Source organism: Sphingomonas flavalba (assembly GCF_047553045.1).
GTDB lineage: Bacteria > Pseudomonadota > Alphaproteobacteria > Sphingomonadales > Sphingomonadaceae > Sphingomonas_L > Sphingomonas_L flavalba_A.
In genome coordinates this window covers 3,087,091-3,109,484 of the sequence record NZ_CP180208.1, presented here as the reverse complement: position 1 = coordinate 3,109,484, position 22,394 = coordinate 3,087,091, and the positions used below count along the sequence as shown (strand labels likewise).

Here is a 22,394-nt window from a genome sequence, read left to right as displayed (position 1 = left end):
ACGGCATGCCGGCCCGACCGGCTGCGGCGCGGCGGGAAGGACGAAGGGACCAACGGTGAGCGATCTCGAGGCAATCGGGCAGGGCCTGATGGCGGATATCGGTGCGGCGGACAGCCTGGACGCGCTCGAAGCGATCCGGGTCGGCGCGCTTGGCAAGCAGGGCAGGGTAACCGCCCTGTTGAAGACGCTGGGCGGGATGAGCGCCGACGAACGGCAGGCGCAGGGTCCGCGGATCAACGGCCTGCGCGAAACGGTGACGGCGGCGATCACGACACGCAAGGCCGCGCTGGAAGAACGCGTGCTCGCCGCCCGGCTGGCATCCGAGGCGATCGACCTGACCCTGCCAGCGCCGGAATTGCCGCAGGGCAGCGTCCACCCGGTCAGCCAGGTGATGGACGAGCTGGCGGAAATCTTCGCTGACCTCGGCTTCGCCGTCGCGACCGGGCCGGAGATCGAGGACCAGTGGCACAACTTCACCGCGCTCAACATGCCGGAAAGCCACCCCGCCCGCGCGATGCACGACACATTCTACCTGCGCGCGGACGAAGGCGAGGAGGCGCGCGTGCTGCGTACCCACACCTCGCCGGTGCAGATCCGCACGATGACCAGCCAGCTGCCGCCGATCCGCATCATCGCGCCCGGCCGCGTCTACCGTTCCGATAGCGACGCCACCCATACGCCGATGTTCCACCAGATCGAGGGGCTGGTGATCGACAAGGCCATCCACCTCGGCCATCTGCGCTGGACGCTGGAGACGTTCCTTAAGGCGTTCTTCGAGCGCGACGACATCCAGCTGCGGCTGCGCCCCAGCTATTTCCCGTTCACCGAGCCGTCGGTCGAGGTCGACGTCGGCTATTCGATCGAGAAGGGCCGGCGGGTGATCGGCGGCGCCGAAGGCTGGATGGAGGTGCTCGGCAGCGGCATGGTCCACCGCCGGGTGATCGAGGCATGCGGGCTTGACCCGGACGTGTGGCAGGGCTTCGCGTTCGGCACCGGCGTCGACCGGCTGGCGATGCTGAAATACGGGATGGACGATCTGCGCGCCTTCTTCGACGGCGATTTGCGCTGGCTGCGCCATTACGGCTTCCGCAGCCTCGACGTGCCCACTCTGTCCGGGGGAGTGGGGGCATGAAGTTCACCCTGTCATGGCTGAAGGACCATCTCGACACCGAAGCCGACGCGGCAACGGTGGCGGAGGTGCTGACGCGCATCGGGCTTGAGGTCGAGGGCGTCGAGAACCCGGCGGAAGCGCTGGCGCCATTCCGCATCGCCCGGGTGCTGACCGCCGAACCCCATCCGCAGGCAGACAAGCTGCAACTGCTGTCGGTCGATGCCGGCGACGGGCCGGTGCAGGTCGTCTGCGGCGCGCCCAACGCCCGCGCCAGCCTGGTCGGCGTGTTTGGCGCGCCCGGCGCCTATGTGCCGGGTAGTGGCATCACCCTGAAAGTCGCGGCGATTCGCGGGGTCGAAAGCCGGGGCATGATGTGCTCGATGCGCGAGCTGGAGCTGGGCGAGGCGCATGACGGGATCATCGAACTGCCGGCCGACGCGCCGGTCGGCGCGGCCTACGCCGAATGGGCAGGGCTGGACGACCCGGTGTTCGACGTCGCCATCACCCCGAACCGGCAGGATTGCATGGGCGTGCACGGCATCGCCCGCGACCTGGCGGCGGCCGGCCTCGGCACGCTGAAGCCGCTGGCGGTGCCGGCGGTGGCCGGCGGCTTTCCCTGCCCGATCGAAATCCGCACCGACGATGCGGAGGGCTGCCCCGCCTTCTATGGCCGGGTGATCCGCGGCACCCGCAACCGCCCGTCGCCGGACTGGCTGCAGCGCCGGCTGACCGCGATCGGCCAGCGGCCGATCTCCGCGCTGGTCGATATCAGCAACTATCTGATGTTCGCGCTCGGCCGGCCAAGCCATGTCTACGACCTGGCGAAGCTGGCCTCGCCGATCGTCGCCCGCCGCGCCGCGCCGGGCGAGACGGTGACGGTGCTGAACGGCAAAAGCTATGCCCTGACCCCGGAGATGACGGTCATCGCCGACGCGCGCGAGGTGCACGGCATCGGCGGGATCATGGGCGGCGAGCATTCCGGCACCGCCGACGACACGACCGACGTGCTGCTGGAGGTGGCGTTCTTCGATCCGGAACGCATTGCCCGCACCGGGCAGGCGGTGGCGCTCGCCTCCGACGCGCGCAGCCGGTTCGAGCGCGGGGTCGACCCGGCCTTCCTCGACGACGGGCTGGCGATCCTGACCGGCATGATCGTCGACATCTGCGGCGGCGAGCCGTCCGATGTGGTGCGCGCCGGCGCGGCGCCGGTCACCGACAAGCATGTCGCCTACGACCCCGGCCTGTGCGCGCGGCTGGGTGGCGTCGCCGTCCCCGCGGCGGAGCAGCGGGCGATCCTGGAGCGGCTTGGCTTCGCCGTGTCGGGGGATACGCCGATGCAGGTGGCGGTGCCGTCCTGGCGCCGCGATGTCGACGGCCCGGCCGATCTGGTCGAGGAAGTGGTGCGGATCACCGGCATCGACAGCGTGCCGTCCGCGCCGCTCGATCGCGCGCCCGGCGTTGCCGCGCCGACCGCAACGCCGGAACAGCTGGTCGAGCGCCGCGCCCGCCGGGCTGCGGCGGCGCGCGGCCTGAACGAGGCGCTGACCTGGAGCTTCATCGCCGAAGGCGAAGCGGCGGCGTTCGGCGGCGGCGCCTGGACGCTGGCCAACCCGATCAGCGAGGATATGAAGGTGATGCGGCCGACGCTGCTGCCCGGCCTTTTGGCGGCGGCACGGCGCAATGTCGATCGCGGTGCGGCGACGATCCGGCTGTTCGAGGTCGGGCGCCGTTACCTTGCGGATGCCGAGCGACCGACGCTGGCCTTCGTGCTGGCCGGCGACAAAACCGCGCGTGGCTGGCAGACCGGCAAGCCACAGCCGTTCGATGCGTTCGACGGCAAGGCGGAGGCGCTGGCGCTGCTCGCCGCCGCCGGCGCGCCGGTCGACAATCTGCAGGTGATGGGCGAAGCGGCGTCTGCCTATCATCCCGGTCGGTCGGCGACGCTGCGGCTGGGGCCGAAGACGGTGCTGGCGGAATTCGGCCTGCTTCACCCGGCGCTTGCCCGGACGCTGGGGCTGGACGGCGATGTCGTCGCCGGCGAGATCTTCCTCGATTCGATCCCGGCGCGGCGGGCCGCAGGGCGGATGCGCTCCGCCTATGCGCCGCCGGCGTTGCAGGCGGTGGCGCGCGATTTCGCCTTCCTGGTGCCGGAAGCGCTGGCCGCCGACGCGCTGGTCCGCGCCGTCCGCGGCGCCGACAAGGTGGCGATCGTCGACGCGCGACTGTTCGACCTGTTCACCGGACAGGGCGTGCCGGCCGGGCAGAAGTCGCTGGCGGTGGAAGTGACGCTGCAGCCGGCGGAGAAAAGCTTCACCGAGGAGGATCTGTCGGCCATCTCGGCGAAGATCGTCGCTGCCGCCGCCAAGCTGGGCGCGACGCTGCGCGGCTGAGCGGCATAGCCGCGCTTGGCAAGCGGCGCCGCACCGGCAACAAGGGGCGCGATGCACAGCTTGCCCGTCTTCCTTCGCCTAGCCGGCCGCCCGGTCATGCTGATCGGCGCCGGGGAGGCGACCGACGCCAAGCGGCGGCTGCTCGAGCGGGCCGGCGCGATTGTCGTCGGCGAGGATGGCGACGCGGCGCTGGCGATCGTTGCACTCGCCGACGGGGCTGAGGCGGTCGTCGCGCGGCTGAAGGCGCGCGGCATCCTGGTCAATGCCGTCGACCGGCCGGCGCTCTGCGATTTCACCCTGCCGGCGATCGTCGACCGCGATCCGGTACTGATCGCGATCGGCACCGGCGGCGCTTCCGCCGGTCTGGCCGGGGCGCTGCGCCAGCGGCTGGAGACATTGCTCCCTGCCACGCTCGGTGCGCTGACAGAGCAGTTATGGCAGGCGCGTGGCGCGATCCGCGCCCGCTGGCCGGATGGCGGCGCGCGGCGGCAGGCGATCGCCGCCGCGCTTGGCCCCGGCGGCGCGCTCGATCCGCTGACGGAGCATGATGCGGGCGCGCTCGACCGCTGGCTGGCCGGCGATGAAGCGGCCGGGTCGTCGGCGCTGGTCCGGATCGCGCTCCGTTCACCCGATCCGGACGACCTGAGCCTGCGCGAGGCGCGATGGCTAGCCCGCGCTGACCGGGTCTACCACCGCGCGGCGGTGCCGTCCGCCATCCTTGACCGCGCCCGCGCCGACGCGCCGCGCATCGCCTGCGCCGCGCCGCCGGGCGATCCGGGGCCGGGCCTGTCCGTCGACATAGAATAACGCTGGGATCAGGCGGCAGCCTGACCGCCAAGCCGGACGACCTCCGCCTGCAGACGGAAAGTATCGGCGCGGGCCTCGTCCAGTTCGGAGCGCAGCGCCCCCAGTTCCATCGCCCGGCGCACGATGCGCGCGTCGAGCGCGAGATTTGACTGACGCAGCGCCTCGAACGCGCGGGCGCGGTCGAGCAGCCGGGCGATGCGGGCGCCGAGCACCTCGAACGCGAATGGTTTCGACACATAATCGTCAGCGCCAGCGCCAAGCGCTTCCACCGCCGCCCCGTCGTCGCTGCGCGCGGTGATCATCAGCACCGGCAGCGCCGCCGTCGTCATCGCCCCACGCAGTTCGCGAAGCACCGACAGGCCTGACATCTGCGGCATCACCATGTCGACTATGGCCAGATCGAACCGCCTGGCCTGCATCATGTCGAGCGCGGCGAACCCGTTGTCGCACAGGCTGACCAGATAGCCCATCCGGGTAAGCCGCTTGCCCATCACCGCCAGGTTGGTGCGGCTGTCATCGACCACCAGGATGGACGGTCCGGGAACGGGGGCAGCGACGTCGCTCATTCCCCGCGCCTACGCGCGGAGCGGTTGGGAAATGGTTAACCGCCGCCCAACGCTGCCTGGTCCAGCTCAGCCGCTATTGCGCAGCGCCGTCGCCACCGCGTTGATCGACAGCTGGATGCCTTCGGCGATGCGCGGGTCGCTCTCACCGGCACGGTGGCGCTTCAACAGCTCGATCTGGAGCAGATTCAGCGGCTCGATATAGGGCAAACGCAGGCGGATCGATTCGTCCAGCGCCGGGCTCTTTTCCAGCAGGCGGGCCTGCCCGGTCGCGGCGAGCAACGAATCGTGCCCGCTGTGCCAGCCGTCGCGGATCCGGCCGAAGATCCCGTTCGCCAGCGCCCGGTCCCCGACCAGCGTCGCATAGCGTTCGGCGATGCCCATGTCGGATTTGGCGAGCACCATTTCCATGTTGCCGAGCGTGGCGGCGAAGAACGGCCAGCCTTCCGCCATCGCGCGCAGCAGCCCCTGGTCTGCAAATCCGGTGAGCGCCTCGCCGACGCCGTACCAGCCGGGCAGCATCACCCGTGCCTGTGCCCAGCTGAATACCCAGGGAATCGCGCGCAGATCCTCGATCGCGTCGGATTTGGTGCGGCTGGACGGGCGCGAGCCGATCTTCAGCGTCGCGATCTCCGCGATCGGCGTCATCTGGCGAAAAAAGGTGCGGAAGCCTTCGGTCTCGTAAACCAGCGCGCGATAGGCGCGCATCGAATCGGCGGATAGCGTGTTCATCGCCGCGGTGAAGCGGGCGGCGTCGGCCGCCGACAGGCAGTCCGGTTCCAGCGAAGCAAGCAGGGTGGCGGCGGCGATCGCTTCCAGATTCGTCGTCGCGCTTTCGCTGTTGCCGTATTTGGCGGCGATCACCTCGCCCTGCTCGGTGATGCGGATGCGCCCCTGCACGGTGCCGGCCGGCTGGCTGCGGATCGCGGCGAAGGATGACCCGCCGCCGCGCCCGACCGCGCCACCGCGCCCGTGGAACAGCTGCATGCGGACGCCGGCTTCGGCGAACACCGGCGCCAGCGCCTTGCTCGCCTCATGCAGCGCCCAGTTGGATGTCAGGTAGCCGCCATCCTTGTTCGAATCGGAATAGCCGATCATCACTTCCTGATGGCCGCGCGCGCCGGCGATGGCGGCGGTTTCCGGCACCGCGAACCATTGCCGCATCACCGCCGGCGCCGCTTCCAGGTCGGCGATCGTCTCGAACAAGGGCACCGGCATCATCGCTGCCGCCGCCGGTTCACCGGGGCAGTAAAGCCCGGCTTCCTTCAGCAGAATGTTCACCTCCAGCAGGTCGGACACCGACCGCGCCATCGACACCACATAATTGGTCATGCACGCCGGTCCGTAGCAACGATGCGCCTCGGCGGCGGCGCGGACGATGTCCAGCTCGCTGCGCGTCTCGTCGGAATAGGCGGCAAAGGCGCTGGCCAGCGGGCGCGGCGATGCCAGTTCACGGCGGAGCAGCGCGACCCGCGCATCCTCATCCAGCGCGGCATAATCCGCTTCGACGCCGGCAACGCGCAGCAGTTCCGCGACCACCCGTTCATGAACGGCGCTATTCTGGCGCATATCCAGCGTCGCGAGATGGAATCCAAAGGTCTCGACCGCGCGGATCAACCGGTCGAGCGCGCCGCCGCTGATGCCATGACTTTCCAGCCCCTGGGCCAGCGCGCGCAGGTCGGTGCGCAGCGCTTCCGGCGTTGCATAAGGCGCGCCGGGCAGATGCGACGGACGCGGCGGCGCCCGGCCGATCAGCGCCTCATAGGTCGCCGCCAGCCGCGCATAGATACCGGAGAGCGCCCGGCGATACGGCTCGTCGGCGCGGCTCGGCGCGGTGTCGCCGCTTGCCTCGGCCAACGCGATCACCGCGGGACTAGCGGCGGCAAGCGTCGTCGATGGCGACAGTTCAGCGCCAAGCGCATGGACGCAATCAAGATAGTGGGACAGCGCCGCCGCCGCCGCCCGGGACAGCGCCAGCCGCAACGACTCGGCCACCACGAACGGGTTGCCGTCCCGGTCACCGCCGATCCAGCTGCCGATCTTCAGGAAACTCGCCGGGCGACTGCCGAGCAACCGTTCCCAGCGGGCGTAGAGAGCCGGCAACGTGGGCAGGAACACGTCGCGCAGATAGGCGAGGGCGTTCTCCACCTCGTCGGCGACGTACAGCCGCTCACCGCGCAGCGGCCGAGTTTCCCAGAGCAGCGCGATCTGGCGATAGATTCCATCCTCGATCCGGTCGCCGTCCGCCGTTTCCAGGGCACCACCGTCGCGCAAGCGCATCAGCGCGGCGATACGGTTGCGGTGATCGATCACGCTCTTGCGGCGCACTTCGGTCGGGTGGGCGGTCAGCACCGGCACGACCAGCGCCGCGTCAAGCAGCGCGGCCACCGCGTCGCGCGGCACCCCTTCCTCATCAAGCCGGTTAAGCGCGTGGACGAGGTCGGCGTCCGATTCGACCGCCGCCCCCTGCCGGTCCTCGGCCAGGTTGGCGAGCATGGAAAACAGCATGAAGCCACGAACGAAGGCGAGCGTGTCGTCAAGGGTCAGCGCGCCAAGGCCGGGGTCTATGGCGCCGGCATCGGCAATGCCGCGATGGCGATCGACGGAGGCGGAGCGGATATACTCTGTTCGGCGAAACAGCGCTTCGCCTCCCTGACGGCGGATGACGTCGCCGAGCAAGCGGCCGAGAAAGCGGATATCGGGGTTCTGGGTGATCGGAGGTGCGCTAGCCATGACGCTTTGCTGCAATGCAAAAGCGTTCCAGTCAACGCCTTCGCGGAAAATTCATGCCAGAAGCTCGACATCCCAATAGAGCCAGTCGCGCCAACTTTCGTGCAGATGGTTGGGCGGAAAGGCCCTGCCGTTTTCCTGCAATTGCCAGCTTGTCGGCCGGATCGGCGGGACATGCAGTTTCATCGCCGCCTCGCGCGGGGTGCGGCCGCCCTTGCGCAGATTGCACGGCGCACAGGCGGTGGCGACATTCTCCCACGTCGTTCGCCCACCCTGGGCGCGCGGCACGACATGATCGAAAGTCAGGTCCCGGTGTGCGCCGCAATATTGGCACGCAAACCTGTCGCGCAGGAACAGGTTGAAACGGGTGAAGGCGGGGTATTCCGACGGTCTGACGAACTGTTTCAGTGCGATTACCGATGGAATGCGCATCGCCGAGGACGGGCTGCGGACCGTGCGTTCGTAGCTGGAAACAATGTCGACACGATCGAGAAACACTGCCTTGATCGCGGTTTGCCATGGCCACAGGCTGAGCGGATAATAGCTGAGCGGGGTGTAATCCGCGTTCAGCACCAGCGTCGGGCAACTGTCCGGATGACGCAACAGGTCTGGATGGTACATAAGCTGCCCGTCCCCCTCTGCCTCGCTCCATCGTCGAGGAACGTGACCCGTTTATGACAGCATCGTTCGCAACTCCGTCAAGTGCCGGGCCGAATTTCACGACGAGAATCTCCCGATTCGCGCCGAGCCCCACCGGACGCCTGCACCTGGGCCACGCCTTCTCCGCGCTGGCGGCACATGATCTGGCGCGGGCCAGCGGCGGGCAATTCCTGCTGCGGATCGAGGATATCGACCCGACCCGCGCGCGGCCGGCGCATGTCGACGGCATCATCACCGATCTCGGCTGGCTCGGCCTGACATGGGACGGGCCGGTGGTGCACCAGTCGCAGCGGCTGGCGCTCTATGTAGCGGCGCTTGACCGGCTGAAGGCGCTGGGCCTTGCCTACCCTTGCTTCTGCACCCGCGCCGAGATCGCGGCGAGCGCGGCGGCGCCGCACGGCCCGGCGGGCGCGGTCTATCCCGGCACGTGCCGCCGTTTGCCGGCAGCGGAACAGGCGCGACGGATGGCGGAGACGCCATACGCCTGGCGGCTGGACATGGCGGCGGCGATGGCGCGCACCGGGCCGCTCGCCTGGCACGACCACGCAGCCGGATCGATCGCCGCCGACCCGCTGGCCCATGGCGACGTGGTAATCGCGCGCAAGGACGCACCGGTCAGCTATCACCTGGCCGTCACCGTCGATGATGCGGCGCAGGGGGTGAACTGCATCGTGCGCGGCGCCGACCTGTTCGCCGCGACCGATGTCCACCGGATGCTTCAGGCGCTGCTCGCCCTGCCGACGCCCGCCTATTTCCACCATCCGCTGCTCGTCGACGCGGCGGGCCGAAGGCTGGCCAAGCGCGACGGCGCGCTCCCGCTGGCCGAATTGCGCGCCACCGGCACCGATCCGGCAGAATTGGTCGCCGAGTTGCGGGCAATGCGGGAAGCGCTTGGCTTCATCCTGCCAAGCGCCTAGAGCGAGACGATGAACACTTTCCTGGTGATCCTGATCGTCCTCGCCGCGCTGGCGACGCTGGTTGCGCTGGTGCGCGGCATCATCACCTTCCTGCGGACGACGGAAGCAGAGCTGAAAAGCAGCAGCAGCGGCCCCAGCGCGTCGTCACAGCGCCAGAACAAGATGATGATGGCCCGGATTTTCTTCCAGGCGCTCGCCATTTTGCTGGTCGCATTGTTCCTGCTGCTCAATCGCTGAAGGCGCGGCGATGGTCCGCCTGAACAAGATCTACACCCGCACAGGCGACAACGGCACAACCGGACTGGTTGACGGTTCGCGTGTTGCCAAGGACGATCTGCGGCTGGCGGCGATGGGTGACGTCGACGAGACCAACAGCGCGATCGGCGTGGCGCTCGCCGCGCTCGATGCCGGCGAAATCACGACTATCCTCCGCCGTATCCAGAACGACCTGTTCGATCTGGGCGCCGACCTCGCCACACCGGGCGACGATTTCACCCCGTCCGACATGACGCTGCGCATCGTGCCGGCGCAGGTAAGCCGGCTGGAGGCGGAGATCGACCGGCTGAACGAGGGGCTGGAGCCGCTGCGCAGCTTCATCCTGCCCGGCGGTAATTCGGCGGCGGCGGCGCTGCACCTCGCCCGCGCCACCGCGCGCCGGGCGGAACGCACCGCCGTCGAAGCGGCGCGGACCATCGCGCTGAACCCGGCGGCGCTCGCCTATATCAACCGCCTGTCCGACCATCTGTTCGTCACCGCACGGCTGCTGAACAAGGCGTCGGGCGGCGACATATTATGGGTGCCCGGCGCCTCGCGCTGAAACGAATCACCCGCTCCGCGCGTATCACCATGCGTGGCGACTGGAACGACACGACAGGGAAGGCCGGCGACGGCTGCTAGCGGAGCGGCAATGACCGTCGCTCTGCTCGCCGAGCGGTTCCGCAGCACTCGCGCGTTGACCGTGGCACTTGCCGCCCCCCTCGGCGATGCCGATGCGACCGTCCAGTCGATGCCCGACGCATCGCCGGCGAAATGGCATCTGGCCCATACAAGCTGGTTCTTCGAGACCTTCGTGTTGCGCGACCATCGCCGCGGCTACCGCCCGTTCGACCCGGCCTACGCCTATCTGTTCAACAGCTATTACGAGGCGGAGGGCCAGCGCCAGCCACGCCACGCGCGCGGGCTGCTGACCCGGCCGACGCTGGCCGACATCCAGGCCTATCGTGCCCATGTCGACGGTGCGCTGGCGGCGGCGCTGCCCGACCTGCCGGATGCGGCGCTGGCGCTGGTCGCGCTCGGCATCCAGCATGAGCAGCAGCATCAGGAATTGCTGCTGACCGACATATTGCACCTGTTCGCGCAGAACCCGCTGCGGCCGGCGCTGTGGCCGTCGGTCCCGGCGCGGCACGCCCCGGCCCCGCCGCCGTTGCGCTGGATCGCCGGGCGCGCCGGGGTGGTCGAGATCGGCCATGCCGGGCCGGGTTTCGCCTTCGACTGCGAAACCCCGCGCCATCAAGTACTGCTCGTTCCCCATGCCCTGGCCGACCGGCCGGTCACCAACGGCGCCTGGCAGGATTTCATCGCTGACGGCGGCTATGCCGACGCGCGCCTGTGGTTGTCGGACGGCTGGGCGTGGGTGCGGGCGAATGCGATCGCCGCGCCGCTCTATTGGCAGCGTGACGGCAGCGACTGGTTGCGCTTTGGATTGGACGGCATCGGGCCGGTCGACCCGGCGGTGCCGGTCGCGCATGTCAGCTTTTACGAAGCGGACGCTTTCGCACGCTGGGCCGGCGTTCGCCTGCCGACAGAGGCGGAATGGGAAAGCGCCGCAGAGGGGCTGGACCCCGCCTCCGGCAATCAGCTCGACCGCGCCGGTCCTGTTTCGCCTACAGCCGCCGCCCCCGGCGACGGGCTGCGCCAGATGTTCGGCGACGTCTGGGAATGGACCGGCAGCGCCTATCGCCCCTATCCCGGTTTCCGCCCGGCGGCCGGCGCGGTCGGCGAATATAACGGCAAGTTCATGTCGGGACAGGCGGTGCTGCGCGGCGGCAGCTGCGCCACCCCGCGCGGCCATGTGCGTGCCAGCTATCGCAACTTCTTCTACCCGCACCAGCGCTGGCAGTTCACCGGCGTCCGGCTGGCCAAGGACCTGTGAGCAGCGCCGCCGCCCTCGCCAGCCGGGCCGATCCGGCGTTTCGCGCCGACGTGCTCGCCGGGCTGGCGATGCGCCCGCGCGCTATCCCGGCACGGTGGTTCTATGACCTGGAAGGGTCGCGCCTGTTCGAACGGATCACCACGCTTCCCGGCTATTATCCGACGCGGGTCGAAACCGCGCTGCTCAAAGCCCATGCCAGGGAAATCGGCCGCATCGTCGGGCCGGGCCGCGCCGTCGTCGAATTCGGGTCCGGTTCGTCGCTCAAGACGCCGCACCTGCTCGCCGCGATCCGCCCGGCCGCCTATGTGCCGATCGACATTTCCGGCGATTTCCTGCGTCAGTCGGCGGCGGCGCTCGCGTCCGATTTCCCGCATCTGCCGATCCTGCCGGTGGAGGCGGATTTCACCGGCCCGGTCGCCGCGCCGCGCGCGATCGCCGGGCTGCCGCGGCTCGGCTTCTTTCCCGGCTCGACGATCGGCAACCTGGTGCCGCGCACGGCGGTCAACCTGCTGCGGGCGATGGTCGAAACCCTGGGGACCGGCGCGATGCTGCTGATCGGCGTCGACCGGATCAAGCCGGTAGCGACGCTGCTCGCCGCCTATGACGAGCCGGAGGGGGTGACGGCGGCGTTCAACCTGAACCTGCTCCACCGCATCAACCGCGAACTGTCGGGCACGATCCCGGTCGACGCGTTCCGCCATGCCGCCCGCTGGAACGACGCGCTGGCGCGGATCGAGATGCATCTGGAAGCGATCCGCCCCGTCGCCTTCACCGTCGACGGCGTGCCGTTCCGGATGGCGACGGGCGAAACGATCCATACCGAAAACAGCCACAAATACGGCCAGCGCGACGCCCGGTTGCTGCTCAGCGCCGGGGCGTGGACGCCGATCCGCGAATGGACCGACCCCGGCGACAATTTCTCGCTGATGCTGGCCGAGGCGCTGCCGCCCGGCACCGCGCCCTAGAAGCGGGCCGGGGCCGCTTCCACAAAACACCAACCCGCGCTAGGACGCCCGCGACCAGTCAGGGAGACGAACATGCGGGCGATCGGCGTCATCGGTGCGGGGCAGATGGGCGCGGGCATCGCGCAGGTTTCGGCGCAGGCCGGCTACCATGTCTTTCTGGCCGATGTGGCGATCGAACGGGCGACGGCGGCGAAGGACGGCATCGCCCGGCAGCTCGGCCGGCTGGTCGAGAAGGAAAAGCTGACCGCCGAGGCGCGCGACGTCGCGCTCGGCCGGATCGAGCCGGTCGGCGCGTTCGCGCCGATGGCCGCCGCCGGGCTGATCGTCGAGGCGGCGACCGAGCGCGAGGAGATCAAGCGCGCGATCTTCGCCGAGCTGGGCAACGTCCTCGGCCATCAGGCGGTGCTCGCCTCCAACACCTCGTCGATCCCGATCACTAGGCTGGCGCAGGCATCGCCGGACCCGAAGCGGTTCATCGGCGTCCACTTCTTCAACCCGGTGCCGCTGATGGGGCTGATCGAGGTGATCAGCGGCCTCGCCACCGCGCCGGAAACGGTGAAGCTGGTCGAACGCTATGCGACGGCGCTCGGCAAGCGGGTGGTCCATGCCAACGACGCGCCCGGCTTCATCGTCAACCGTATCCTGCTGCCGATGCTGAACGAGGCGTGCTTCGCGCTGGGTGAGGGAGTGGCGACGATCGCCGACATCGACGCGGCGTGCCAGCTTGGCCTCAACCACCCGATGGGGCCGCTGACCCTGGCCGATTTCATCGGCCTCGACACCTGCCTCGAAATCTGCCGCGTGCTGCACGACAGCACCGGCGACCCGAAATACCGGCCGGCGCCGCTGCTGGTCAAATATGTCGAAGCCGGCTGGTACGGGCGCAAGACGAAGCGCGGCTTCTACGACTATTCCGGCGACACGCCGGTGCCGACCCGCTGAGCCGCCACGGCTTTTTGCGCTGGCGGCGAACGGCGGCGCTTGATACGCCGGGGCGATGACGACCGATCCGGGCGGCGGACGCCTCTTGCCGCAATCGCTTTTCGCTTTCTCTATCTTCTACGGCGGCATGGTCTGCATTGCCGGCGTGCTGGGGGTGAAGCAGGTCGCGCTCGGCCCGCTGGCGGTGGAGGCGGGCATCTTCGCCTTCCTGCTCCTTGTCGTCGTGTCGAGCGCGGTGGCGGAACTGCACGGCCGCGCCGCCGCCGACCGGCTGGTGCGGCTGGGCTTCGTTCCGCTCGTCGCCTCGGCGCTGCTGATCCGGCTGGTGCTGGCGCTGCCGGTCGACCAGGGCATGTATCCGCCGGCGATCGATGCCTTCCCGATCGTCCTTGGCCAGAGCGCGCGGATGATGATCGCCGGGCTGATCGCCTATGGCACGTCGCAGACGCTGAACGTGCTGATCTTCTCCAGGCTTGCCGGGGGCAGCGGCCGGCTGCTGTGGCTGCGCGCGATGGTGGCGAGCGCCGCGTCGCAGGTGGTCGACACGCTGCTGTTCATCTCGATCTCGTTCCTCGGCGAACGGGCGATCGGCCCGCTGATCGCCGGGCAGATGCTGGCGAAGGTGGTGCTGTCGATCGTGCTGGTGCCGCCGCTGATCTACGGCTTCGTCGCGCTTGGCCGGCGGCTGGACCGGGGACGGTGACGCGAGGGGCTTGGGGCGGCGCCCGCATTCCTCTATGGGCGCGCACATGACCGACCATACGCCAGACGCCGCCCTGCTCGCCAAGGCCGAGACGCTGACCGAGGCGCTGCCCTACATGCAGCGTTACGCCGGCAAGACCTTCGTCGTGAAATATGGCGGCCACGCGATGGGCGACCCGGAGCTGGCCCGCGATTTCGCCGAGGATGTCGTGCTGCTGAAGGCGGTCGGCATCAACCCGGTCGTCGTTCATGGGGGCGGGCCGCAGATCGGCGCGATGCTGAAGCGGCTGGGCGTCGAGTCGCGCTTCGTCGACGGGCTGCGCGTCACCGACGCCGAAACCGCCCAGATCGCCGAGATGGTGCTGTCCGGCTCGATCAACAAGGAAATCGTCGGCTGGATCGGCGCCGCCGGCGGGCGCGCCGTCGGCATCGCCGGCAAGGACGCCGGGCTGGTCGTTGCCGAAAAGGTGCAGGGGCGGCAGGCGGACAAGCTGCAGGGTGTCGAACGCCATATCGACCTGGGCTTCGTCGGCGAACCGGCGCAGGTCGACCGGCGGATCCTCGACACGCTGTCCGCCGACGGCATCATCCCGGTGGTCGCGCCGATCGCGATCGGCGCCGATGGCCATACCTACAATATCAACGCCGACACGATGGCCGGGGCGATCGCAGCGGCGATGGGCGCGTCGCGCTTCTTCCTGCTGACCGACGTTGCCGGCGTGCTCGACAAGGACGGCCGGCTGCTGACCGATCTCGCGCCCGGCGACGTCGCCCGGCTGCGCGCCGACGGCACGATTTCCGGCGGCATGATCCCGAAGCTGGAAACCTGCGTCGCGGCGGTCAACGCCGGGGTCGACGCGGCGGTGGTGCTCGACGGTCGGGTGCCGCACGCGATGCTGCTGGAAATCTTTACCCGCCAGGGCGCCGGCACGCTGATCCGGGCATAGTCCCTTGCGATAGGGCGGCGCCAGGCCGTCGCCGCGTTTACAGACATCCCCGTTCCACCGGCGGCGCCATTGCGCTATTCGGGGGGCGCACCGCGCAGCCCACGGAGTATCAATGCTTCTCTCCCTCTACCAAATCCTGCAGATTCTGCTGTCGGCCGCACAGTGGATCATCATCATCCAGGCGATCCTGTCGTGGCTGGTCGCGTTCAACGTCATCAACACCTACAATGAGGTGATCCGCTCCGTGCTGATCGCGCTCGACCGGCTGACCGAGCCGCTCTACCGGCCGATCCGCAAGATCATGCCCGATCTCGGCGCGCTCGACCTGTCGCCGCTGGTCGTGCTGCTGATCATCTACATCCTGCGCACCGTCCTCCTGCCCAATATCTTCACCTCGCTGCTCGCCGGATGAGCGCGGCGGTCATCGACGGAAAGGCGTTCGCCGCCGGGCTGCGCGAACGGGTGGCGGCGGGCGTCGCCGCTTTCTCCGCCGCCGCCGGGCGCACGCCGGGGCTGGCGGTGGTGCTGGTCGGCGACGATCCCGCAAGCCAGGTCTATGTCCGTGCGAAGCACAAGGCGACGGTCGCCGCCGGCATGGAAAGCTTTGAACGGCGGCTGCCGGCCGACACCAGCCAGGCCGACCTGCTGGCGCTGGTCGCCGAATTGAACGCCGACCCGGCGGTTGACGGCATCCTCGTCCAGCTGCCGCTCCCCGCCCAGATCGACGCCGACGCGGTGATCGCCGCGATCGACCCGGACAAGGACGTCGACGGTTTCCACCCGGTCAATGCCGGGCGGCTGGCCAGCGGGCTGGACGGTTTCGTGCCGTGCACGCCGCTCGGCTGCCTGATGCTGCTGAAGGACCGGCTCGGCGATCTTTCCGGGCTGGACGCGGTGGTGATCGGCCGGTCGAACATCGTCGGCAAGCCGATGGCACAGTTGCTGCTGCGCGAAAGCTGCACCGTCACCATCGCCCACAGCCGCACCCGCGACCTCCCCGCCGTCGTGCGCCGCGCCGATATTGTCGTCGCCGCGGTCGGCCGGCCGGAAATGGTCAAGGGCGACTGGCTGAAACCGGGTGCTGCGGTCATCGACGTCGGCATCAACCGGGTCGACGGCAAACTGGTCGGCGACGTCGCCTTCGAATCCGCCTTGCCGGTTGCCGGCGCGATCACCCCGGTGCCCGGCGGCGTCGGGCCGATGACGATCGCGGTGCTGCTGCGCAACACGCTGGTCGCCGCCCACCGTCGCGCCTCCGTGCCTTGTCCGGACGGGCTCTGGTGATCGAACTGTTCGTCTCGGCGCTGATCACCTTCTTCGTGGTGATCGATCCGCCGGGCTGCGCGCCGATCTATGCTGGACTGACCGCCGACGCGCCGCGCGCCCATGCCCGCGCGATGGCGATCCGCGCCGTCACCGTCGCCGCGGCGATCCTGGTGGTGTTCGCGCTGTTCGGGCAGGACATTCTGCGCGCGCTCGGCATCAGCCTCGACAGCTTCCGTATCGCCGGCGGCATCATGCTGTTCCTGATCGCGCTGGAGATGGTGTTCGAGAAGCGCACCCAGCGCCGCGAGGACCGCGCCCAGAAAATCATCGACACGCCGGAGGTGGAAGACGTCTCGATCTTCCCGATGGCAATGCCGATGATCGCCGGCCCCGGATCGATCGCCAGCGTCATGCTGCTGATGTCGAAGGGGCAAGGAATAGAGCGCACGTTCGTTATCCTGGCCGCGCTGGCGGTGATCCTGGCGCTGACCCTTGCGGCACTGCTTGCCGCCGGGCCGCTGATGCGCCTGCTCGGCGCGCGGATAGAGGCGGTCATCACCCGCCTGCTCGGCGTGCTGCTGGCGGCATTGGCCACCCAGTTCGTCATCGACGGCCTGACCGGAAGCTTCGCCTGATTCCCTCAATCGTGGGGCGCGCCCCTCAGCGGATACGCCATAGCCGGTAGGGCGAATGGCTTGGCAGCGGCACCGGCTCCAGCCAGGCGAAGCGCTTGCCGCTGGCGAGCTGGGCGTAGAAGCCGTGCGGGCTGCGCGCGCGGTAGATCGTCGATTCGGCCATATTGGGGCAGGTGAGCAGCAATGTCGCGCCGTGGCGGCGGGCGATCGCCCGCGCCTGCTCCGGCGGCCCGTCGAACGCATGGTGGATGTCGAGGATCGCGGCGCCGTTGCGGTGGTACGGGCCGGCGATCGCGCTGTGGTGGGTGACGGTAATCAACCGCGGTCCCAGATCGACGAAGGTCATGATCGTCGTCGCCGGCAGCCGCGCGATCGGCGCCAGCGCCGGCAGGGTCGGGCAGCGGCGGGTCGCCTGAGTGATCGCCTTGCTGCGCGCGGTCGGCGGGTCGGCGGGGATCAGCTTCGCCGCATAATAGGCGCCGATGCCGGACAGCAGGCCGAGCGCCGCCGCCCCGCCCGCCACCCGCGCCGCGACCGGCGCGCCGAGCGCCGCGATCCAGCGCAGCAGGCCCCAGCCGAGGGCGGCGACGCCGACCGTACCGATCAGCTGCGCGGCGGTGGCGATCCGCGTCTGCCAGAACAGCATCGCACAGGACAAAGCGGCAAGGGCGAACACCGCCAGCCACGCGGGCAGGCGTTGCGGATCGCGGCGGGCGCGCCACAGCGCGAACAGCGTGCCGATCAGGCCGATCGCCGGCATGAACGCCATCTGCAGGATGACGCCGGGCTTCTGCATCGTGATCGGCCGCGCTTCCTTGACGTTGGACAGCCATAGCCGGTCGAGTTCGGGCGAGACATGTTCCGGCCGGCCCAGGCAATCCGGCCAGACCAGCGCGAATCCTGCCGCCAGCAGCGCCCCGGCGCCGACGGCGGCGGCCAGCCGCCCACCGCGCCCGGCGCCGCGCAAATGACTGAGCGCGAACAGCAGCGCGCCGGCGACCAGAACCGCCGACAGCCATACCGGCGTCAGCGCGTCGCAGCGCGGCACGCGGTTCGCCTCCGACGTGAAAAGGACGTAACCGATCGCCGTTGCCCCGGTCAGCGCCAGCGCATAGGCGCCAAGGCGCGGCGCTTGTGCCTCGTCCCATACCCAGCGCAGGACGATCGCGCCGCCGAGCAGCGCCAGGAACGGCATCAGTTCCAGCCCGATGACCAGCGACAACACCGTCGCGAGCGCCACGGTGATGCCGCCGCGCGCGCGCCGCTCGTCGGCCAGCCCGGCGATGCCGACCGCCAGCATCGCCAGTTGCCAGCCATGGTGGTCGATGCGCAGCGGCATGAACATCGCGACGACGTTGACGCAGCACAGCACCAGCGCCGCGCCCAGCGCATAAGCGCCGGGCGCGACCAGCCGCCGCGCCGCCAGCGCCATCGCGACCATCGCGACCAGCATCGGCAGCATCGGCGCCAGCGCCGCCGCCGTCTTCTCCGCGACGATCCCGCCGAAGAACGGGCGGACGAGCAGGACGATCCCGGCGATCGGCAGGTCGACCAGCCGCGACCAGTGGATGTCGAACCCGCGCGGCGGGTCCAGCCGGTGCTGGCGCAGGTCGTACCAGCCCTGGCCATGCAGCCAGTCGCGCACCTGGGCCATGCGGATATTGTCGTCGGTATCGGGCAGGCCGAACCAGTGGATCAGGCCCCAGCGCTGCCACAGGAACCAGACGCACGCCGCCAGCCACAGCGCCACGACCACCCGCACCCAGTCGCGGGTCAGCCGGTCGCCCCAAATCGTCATGCGTGCCCGATCAACGCCGGCCAATGCCTGTTTCCTTGTGTTTGGCCGCGCACTAGAGCATCGCGCGCCGGCAATGAAGCGCGAAACGATTCAAACCCCATCCCCGGTGGCGGCCGAACGGCAAGTGCTGTTCGGCCAGCTCGTCCGCTACGCGATTACCGGCGGTGCGGTCACCGCGCTCGGCACCGCCGCCTATGGCGCCTTCGTCGCCTTCACCGCGATGGACCCGATGCTGGCGGTGTTCCTCGCCTATGTCATCTGCGTCGCAGTCGGCTATGTCGTGCATAGCCGATGGAGCTTTCGCGGCCACGGCCGGCGCGACAACCCGGCGCGGACCACCGGCCGTTTCTTCGCGGTATCGCTGGTCAGCTACCTGCTCAACAGCGCGTTCACCTGGGTTCTGACCAAGGGGCTGGGCGGGCCGGACTGGTGGCCGGTGATCCCGATGTTGTTCGTGACCCCGCTCGCCACCTTCGCGCTCAACCGCCGCTGGGTTTTCAACTGATGGAACGCATCGTCTATGATCGGATGGCGGCGCTCGACACCCGTCATTGGTGGTATCGCGCCCGGCGAGAGGTGCTGGCGGCGCTGATCGCCCGGCGCATCGTTCTCCCCGCCGACGCGCGCGTGCTGGAGATCGGTTGCGGCACCGGCCACAATCTCGCGATGCTCGGCCGTTTCGGTACGGTTGACGCGATCGAGATCGACCCGGTGGCGCGCGGCGTCGCCAGCGAGCGACTCGGCCGCCCTGTCGGCAGCAGCCCGCTGCCCGCTCTTACCGGGGTGCCCGGCGGCTATTCGCTTATCGCCGCGCTCGATGTCGTCGAACATGTCGCCGACGACCGCGCCGCCCTCCGCGCGATGGCCGACAGGCTGGCGCCGGACGGACGCGTGCTGATTACCGTCCCAGCCCACCCGTGGATGTGGAGCGCGCACGACGTCGTCAACCACCACCACCGCCGCTACACCCGCGCGACCCTGACCAAGGCGGTCGCTGACGCCGGCCTGCGGCTGGAAATGCTCGCCTGGTTCAACAGCCTGCTGTTCCCGCTGGCGGCGGGCGCGCGGATCGCCGGGCGGCTGCGCGGCAAGCAGGACAGCGACGACACGCTGCCGCCGGCCCCGGTCAACCGCCTGTTCGAGCGCGTCTTCGCGCTGGAACGTCACGCGATCGGGCGGTTCCCGCTGCCCCCGGGGGTATCGCTCGCCGCCATCATATCCGCCGGCACATGACCTAGCCGCGCCTGGTTGCTGAGCGGCCCGGCGATGTCGGAGACGATGTAGAGCGGCCGGCGCTTCGCCTCGATGTACAGGCGTCCGAGATATTCGCCGATCATGCCGAGCACGAACATCTGCACCGCGCCGAGCACGACGACGATCAGCATCAGCGACGTCCAGCCCTGCACCGCGCTGCCGCTGAAGAATCCGATGGCGATGTAGATCAGCAGCAGGAAGGACACGGCGAGCAGCCATAGCGCGACATGGCTGGCCAGCCGCAGCGGCGCGGTCGAGAAGCCGGTGACCGCGTCGAGGGCGAAGCGGATCATCTTCGACAGCGGGTAATGCGATTCGCCGGCCAGCCGCTCCGCCCGGTCGTAGGGAAAGGGCACCTGACGAAAGCCGATCCAGGCAACCATGCCCCGGATGAAGCGCGCCTGCTCCGGCAGGCTGAGCAGCGCATCGAGCGCCCGCCGGCTCATCAGCCGGAAATCGCCGGTGTCGATCGGTATGTCGGTGTCGGTCAGCCGGCTGAGCGCGCGGTAGAACACCGCCGCCGTCGCCTTCTTGAACAGCGTCTCGCCGGCGCGCTTGCGGCGTACGGCATAGACGACGTCGGCGGCCTCGCCGTCCATTACCGCCATCATCTCGCTCAGCAGTTCTGGCGGGTCCTGCAGATCGGCGTCGATGATCAGGATGCGTTCGCCCCGGCACAGATCCAGCCCGGCGGTCAGCGCCAGCTGGTGGCCGTGGTTGCGCGACAGGTCGATCGCCGCCAGATGCGGGTCGGCGGCGCACAGGCGCTGCATCACCGCCCAGCTGCCATCGCGCGAACCGTCGTTGATCAGCACGATCTCGTGCGACGTCCCGACGACGGCGGTTGCGGCGGTGGACAGGCGACGGTGCAATTCCGCCAGACAGGGCGCTTCGTTGTAACAGGGAACGACGATGGAAAGCGCCGGGCGCGGGGCGGTCATAATCGCTGGTCCTGAACAGGAAGGCTATGCCCCGCCCGATAGAGCCGATCGCGGCCGTTGGTCCAGATCAGCAATAGCCCGCGCACCCATTCCGGGCGAATATGCGGCGGGCCGATCAGCCAGACATAGTCGAAGGCGGCGCGCGGAAAACGGGTCAGCGCCTGGTCGATGGTGTGCCACTGTTCTCCCTCGCAATCGCGCGCGGTGACCAGTTCGGACGGATCGCGATCGAAACCGGGCGCGCCGATATCGCGCACGCCGAGCAACTGGGCGCCGGCCATCGCCCACTGGTCGTTGGAAAACGCCTCGCGCCGGACGATCGCCATTCCGCCCAGATGCTCGGTGCGAGCACTGAACCACGGCAGACCACAGCCATGGCCGACGAAGGTTACCAGCCGGGCACCACGCGGTACGTGGTCGAGCGCGACGAGTGCGCGGTCGTAGCGGTCGCTCGCCAGCGCAAGGCTGGTCGTCGTCGCGGCGGTGCGCACGACGAAAAACGAGAGGCCGGCAACCGCGACGGCGCCCAGGAACCGCCGGCTCGCCACCGTGCCGGGCCGGATAGCAACCAATGCGACCGCGATCATGAACGGGGTCAACCGCATGTCGGCATAGGCGCTGCCGAACACTACCCGCGGCAACAACAGGAACACCGCGAGCAGGACCAGCGCGCTCGCCGCCAGATTCCGTGAGAAACCAAGACGGCGACTGAACAGCGCGGCGCCGACGACCAGCAACATCGCGCCAAGCGTCGCGACGTCAAACCAGCGCCAGCGATCGCGTAGTGTCATCTCGATCCACAGCGCCTTGGCATCCCAGTTGAACCAGTCACCGGTCTGGCCCCCGACATGCTGGCCGCCGCGCCACAACGCCATCAGCAACACCGGCGGCGCGAGCGCGAGACATTGGATACCCGCTGATACCAGCGACCGGTGCCAGGCCCGCCCGGAATCGTGGATACGCACCACCTCCGCCGAAAATGCCATGACGCCCAGCGTACCCCAGCCATAGGTGTGGGTGACCCAAAGCAGCATCGACAGCGGCAGGAACAGAACCGCCCGCAACCGGAACCGGCCGAGCCGCGCCAGCCGCAACCACAGGGCGAAAGCGTTCAGCGCCAGTGCCATCGACAGCGCGAAATTGACGAAGCCGAAATGGAACGGATGGCCATAGGCAAGCGGCAACGCGAACAGCACCGTCGGCGGCACCCGGCCATGAACCTCACGCGCGATCCAGATCATGCCGATGACGGTCAGCGCCGGAATGGCGATGACGATCAGCTTCACCGCCAGTTCCAATCCGAAGACCGGGGCCAGCAGCTCGACCAGCAGGTCGACGCCAAGATTGCCGATCAACTGCCAGTCAAAACTGTAGAAAGCCGACAGGCTGGGCGATGCGTCGCCCATCAGCTGCACCTGATAGCGCCCCATATGGCCGGGCAGGTCGACCAGCGGCGGGATCGACGGGTAGAGCAGCGGGACGATGCTCAAACCCACCAATAGTGCCAGGAACGACCAGCCCTGCCACCATGGGGCATCCAGTCCGGACGGAGGCACGCTCTGGTTCACGCCCAAGGCCTATTCCCTGTGCCGCTCCGCTTCAAGCCGGCGCGCA

At 69.2% G+C, this 22,394-nt stretch carries 22 protein-coding genes; 16 read left to right on the top strand and 6 right to left on the bottom strand.

The window, feature by feature from the left end; all coding sequences use genetic code 11:
- Positions 1–88: 88 nt before the first annotated feature.
- The 3 genes from pheS to ACMT1E_RS14850 are packed head-to-tail and all read left to right on the top strand — an operon-like array spanning position 89 to position 4,308.
- Entirely contained in the window at positions 89–1,132 is a 1,044-nt protein-coding gene (pheS, locus tag ACMT1E_RS14860) for a phenylalanine--tRNA ligase subunit alpha (RefSeq protein WP_414903465.1), read from the top strand.
- On the top strand, positions 1,129–3,501 hold the full coding sequence (pheT, locus tag ACMT1E_RS14855) for a phenylalanine--tRNA ligase subunit beta (protein ID WP_414901252.1): 2,373 nt from the start codon (positions 1,129–1,131) through the stop codon (positions 3,499–3,501). The genes pheS and pheT overlap by 4 nt, the downstream gene beginning before the upstream one ends.
- Positions 3,502–3,552: 51 nt before the next feature.
- Entirely contained in the window at positions 3,553–4,308 is a 756-nt protein-coding gene (locus ACMT1E_RS14850; RefSeq protein ID WP_414901250.1) for an NAD(P)-dependent oxidoreductase, read from the top strand.
- An 8-nt stretch (positions 4,309–4,316) separates the two neighbouring features.
- Here the strand turns inward: ACMT1E_RS14850 and ACMT1E_RS14845 are convergent, their stop codons facing one another.
- From ACMT1E_RS14845 to ACMT1E_RS14835, 3 genes are all read right to left on the bottom strand, one after another.
- A complete protein-coding gene (locus ACMT1E_RS14845; protein ID WP_414901248.1) occupies positions 4,317–4,874 on the bottom strand; it encodes a response regulator transcription factor in 558 nt (185 codons plus the stop codon).
- 66 nt (positions 4,875–4,940) lie between these two features.
- Positions 4,941–7,604 (bottom strand): phosphoenolpyruvate carboxylase, encoded by a 2,664-nt coding sequence (gene ppc, locus ACMT1E_RS14840; protein WP_414901247.1) that lies wholly within the window; start codon positions 7,602–7,604, stop codon positions 4,941–4,943.
- Between the two features lie 51 nt (positions 7,605–7,655).
- Positions 7,656–8,222, bottom strand: coding sequence for an HNH endonuclease (locus tag ACMT1E_RS14835; protein WP_414901245.1), 567 nt, complete (start codon positions 8,220–8,222; stop codon positions 7,656–7,658).
- A gap of 53 nt (positions 8,223–8,275) precedes the next feature.
- On the opposite strand from ACMT1E_RS14835, the gene gluQRS reads away from it, so the two are divergent.
- The 11 genes from gluQRS to ACMT1E_RS14780 all read left to right on the top strand — a co-directional run bounded on the left by gluQRS (position 8,276) and on the right by ACMT1E_RS14780 (position 16,787).
- A complete protein-coding gene (gene gluQRS, locus ACMT1E_RS14830) occupies positions 8,276–9,178 on the top strand; it encodes a tRNA glutamyl-Q(34) synthetase GluQRS (RefSeq protein ID WP_414901243.1) in 903 nt (300 codons plus the stop codon).
- A 9-nt stretch (positions 9,179–9,187) separates the two neighbouring features.
- Positions 9,188–9,415, top strand: a complete 228-nt coding sequence (locus ACMT1E_RS14825; RefSeq protein ID WP_414901242.1) for a twin transmembrane helix small protein — start codon at positions 9,188–9,190, stop codon at positions 9,413–9,415.
- 10 nt (positions 9,416–9,425) lie between these two features.
- Entirely contained in the window at positions 9,426–9,995 is a 570-nt protein-coding gene (locus ACMT1E_RS14820; RefSeq protein WP_414901241.1) for a cob(I)yrinic acid a,c-diamide adenosyltransferase, read from the top strand.
- A 90-nt stretch (positions 9,996–10,085) separates the two neighbouring features.
- Complete coding sequence (egtB, locus tag ACMT1E_RS14815) at positions 10,086–11,330, top strand: ergothioneine biosynthesis protein EgtB (protein ID WP_414901239.1); 1,245 nt, start codon at positions 10,086–10,088, stop codon at positions 11,328–11,330.
- Entirely contained in the window at positions 11,327–12,295 is a 969-nt protein-coding gene (gene egtD / locus ACMT1E_RS14810; RefSeq protein WP_414901237.1) for an L-histidine N(alpha)-methyltransferase, read from the top strand. The genes egtB and egtD overlap by 4 nt, the downstream gene beginning before the upstream one ends.
- A 72-nt stretch (positions 12,296–12,367) precedes the next feature.
- Positions 12,368–13,237, top strand: a complete 870-nt coding sequence (locus ACMT1E_RS14805; RefSeq protein WP_414901235.1) for a 3-hydroxyacyl-CoA dehydrogenase NAD-binding domain-containing protein — start codon at positions 12,368–12,370, stop codon at positions 13,235–13,237.
- Between the two features lie 55 nt (positions 13,238–13,292).
- Positions 13,293–13,940: a queuosine precursor transporter gene (locus ACMT1E_RS14800; protein ID WP_414901233.1), complete on the top strand. Its 648-nt coding sequence runs from the start codon at positions 13,293–13,295 to the stop codon at positions 13,938–13,940.
- Between the two features lie 46 nt (positions 13,941–13,986).
- Positions 13,987–14,886, top strand: coding sequence for an acetylglutamate kinase (argB, locus tag ACMT1E_RS14795; RefSeq protein ID WP_414901231.1), 900 nt, complete (start codon positions 13,987–13,989; stop codon positions 14,884–14,886).
- A 112-nt stretch (positions 14,887–14,998) separates the two neighbouring features.
- Positions 14,999–15,298, top strand: coding sequence for a YggT family protein (locus tag ACMT1E_RS14790; protein ID WP_414901229.1), 300 nt, complete (start codon positions 14,999–15,001; stop codon positions 15,296–15,298).
- Positions 15,295–16,170: a bifunctional methylenetetrahydrofolate dehydrogenase/methenyltetrahydrofolate cyclohydrolase FolD gene (gene folD / locus ACMT1E_RS14785; protein ID WP_414901227.1), complete on the top strand. Its 876-nt coding sequence runs from the start codon at positions 15,295–15,297 to the stop codon at positions 16,168–16,170. Before ACMT1E_RS14790 ends, folD begins: the two co-directional genes overlap by 4 nt.
- Positions 16,167–16,787, top strand: coding sequence for a MarC family protein (locus tag ACMT1E_RS14780; protein ID WP_414901225.1), 621 nt, complete (start codon positions 16,167–16,169; stop codon positions 16,785–16,787). The genes folD and ACMT1E_RS14780 overlap by 4 nt, the downstream gene beginning before the upstream one ends.
- Positions 16,788–16,812: 25 nt before the next feature.
- On the opposite strand, the gene ACMT1E_RS14775 is transcribed toward ACMT1E_RS14780, so the two are convergent.
- Positions 16,813–18,585 (bottom strand): AcrB/AcrD/AcrF family protein, encoded by a 1,773-nt coding sequence (locus tag ACMT1E_RS14775; RefSeq protein ID WP_414901223.1) that lies wholly within the window; start codon positions 18,583–18,585, stop codon positions 16,813–16,815.
- A gap of 73 nt (positions 18,586–18,658) precedes the next feature.
- On the opposite strand from ACMT1E_RS14775, the gene ACMT1E_RS14770 reads away from it, so the two are divergent.
- Positions 18,659–19,090, top strand: a complete 432-nt coding sequence (locus ACMT1E_RS14770) for a GtrA family protein (RefSeq protein WP_414901221.1) — start codon at positions 18,659–18,661, stop codon at positions 19,088–19,090.
- Positions 19,090–19,818, top strand: a complete 729-nt coding sequence (locus tag ACMT1E_RS14765) for a class I SAM-dependent methyltransferase (protein ID WP_414901219.1) — start codon at positions 19,090–19,092, stop codon at positions 19,816–19,818. The genes ACMT1E_RS14770 and ACMT1E_RS14765 overlap by 1 nt, the downstream gene beginning before the upstream one ends.
- Here the strand turns inward: ACMT1E_RS14765 and ACMT1E_RS14760 are convergent.
- Together ACMT1E_RS14760 and ACMT1E_RS14755 are read right to left on the bottom strand one after the other, a co-directional pair.
- Entirely contained in the window at positions 19,749–20,780 is a 1,032-nt protein-coding gene (locus ACMT1E_RS14760) for a glycosyltransferase family 2 protein (protein ID WP_414901217.1), read from the bottom strand. The two genes, ACMT1E_RS14765 and ACMT1E_RS14760, sit on opposite strands and share 70 nt — an antisense overlap.
- On the bottom strand, positions 20,777–22,276 hold the full coding sequence (locus ACMT1E_RS14755) for a hypothetical protein (RefSeq protein ID WP_414901215.1): 1,500 nt from the start codon (positions 22,274–22,276) through the stop codon (positions 20,777–20,779). The genes ACMT1E_RS14760 and ACMT1E_RS14755 overlap by 4 nt, the downstream gene beginning before the upstream one ends.
- Positions 22,277–22,394: the final 118 nt, after the last annotated feature.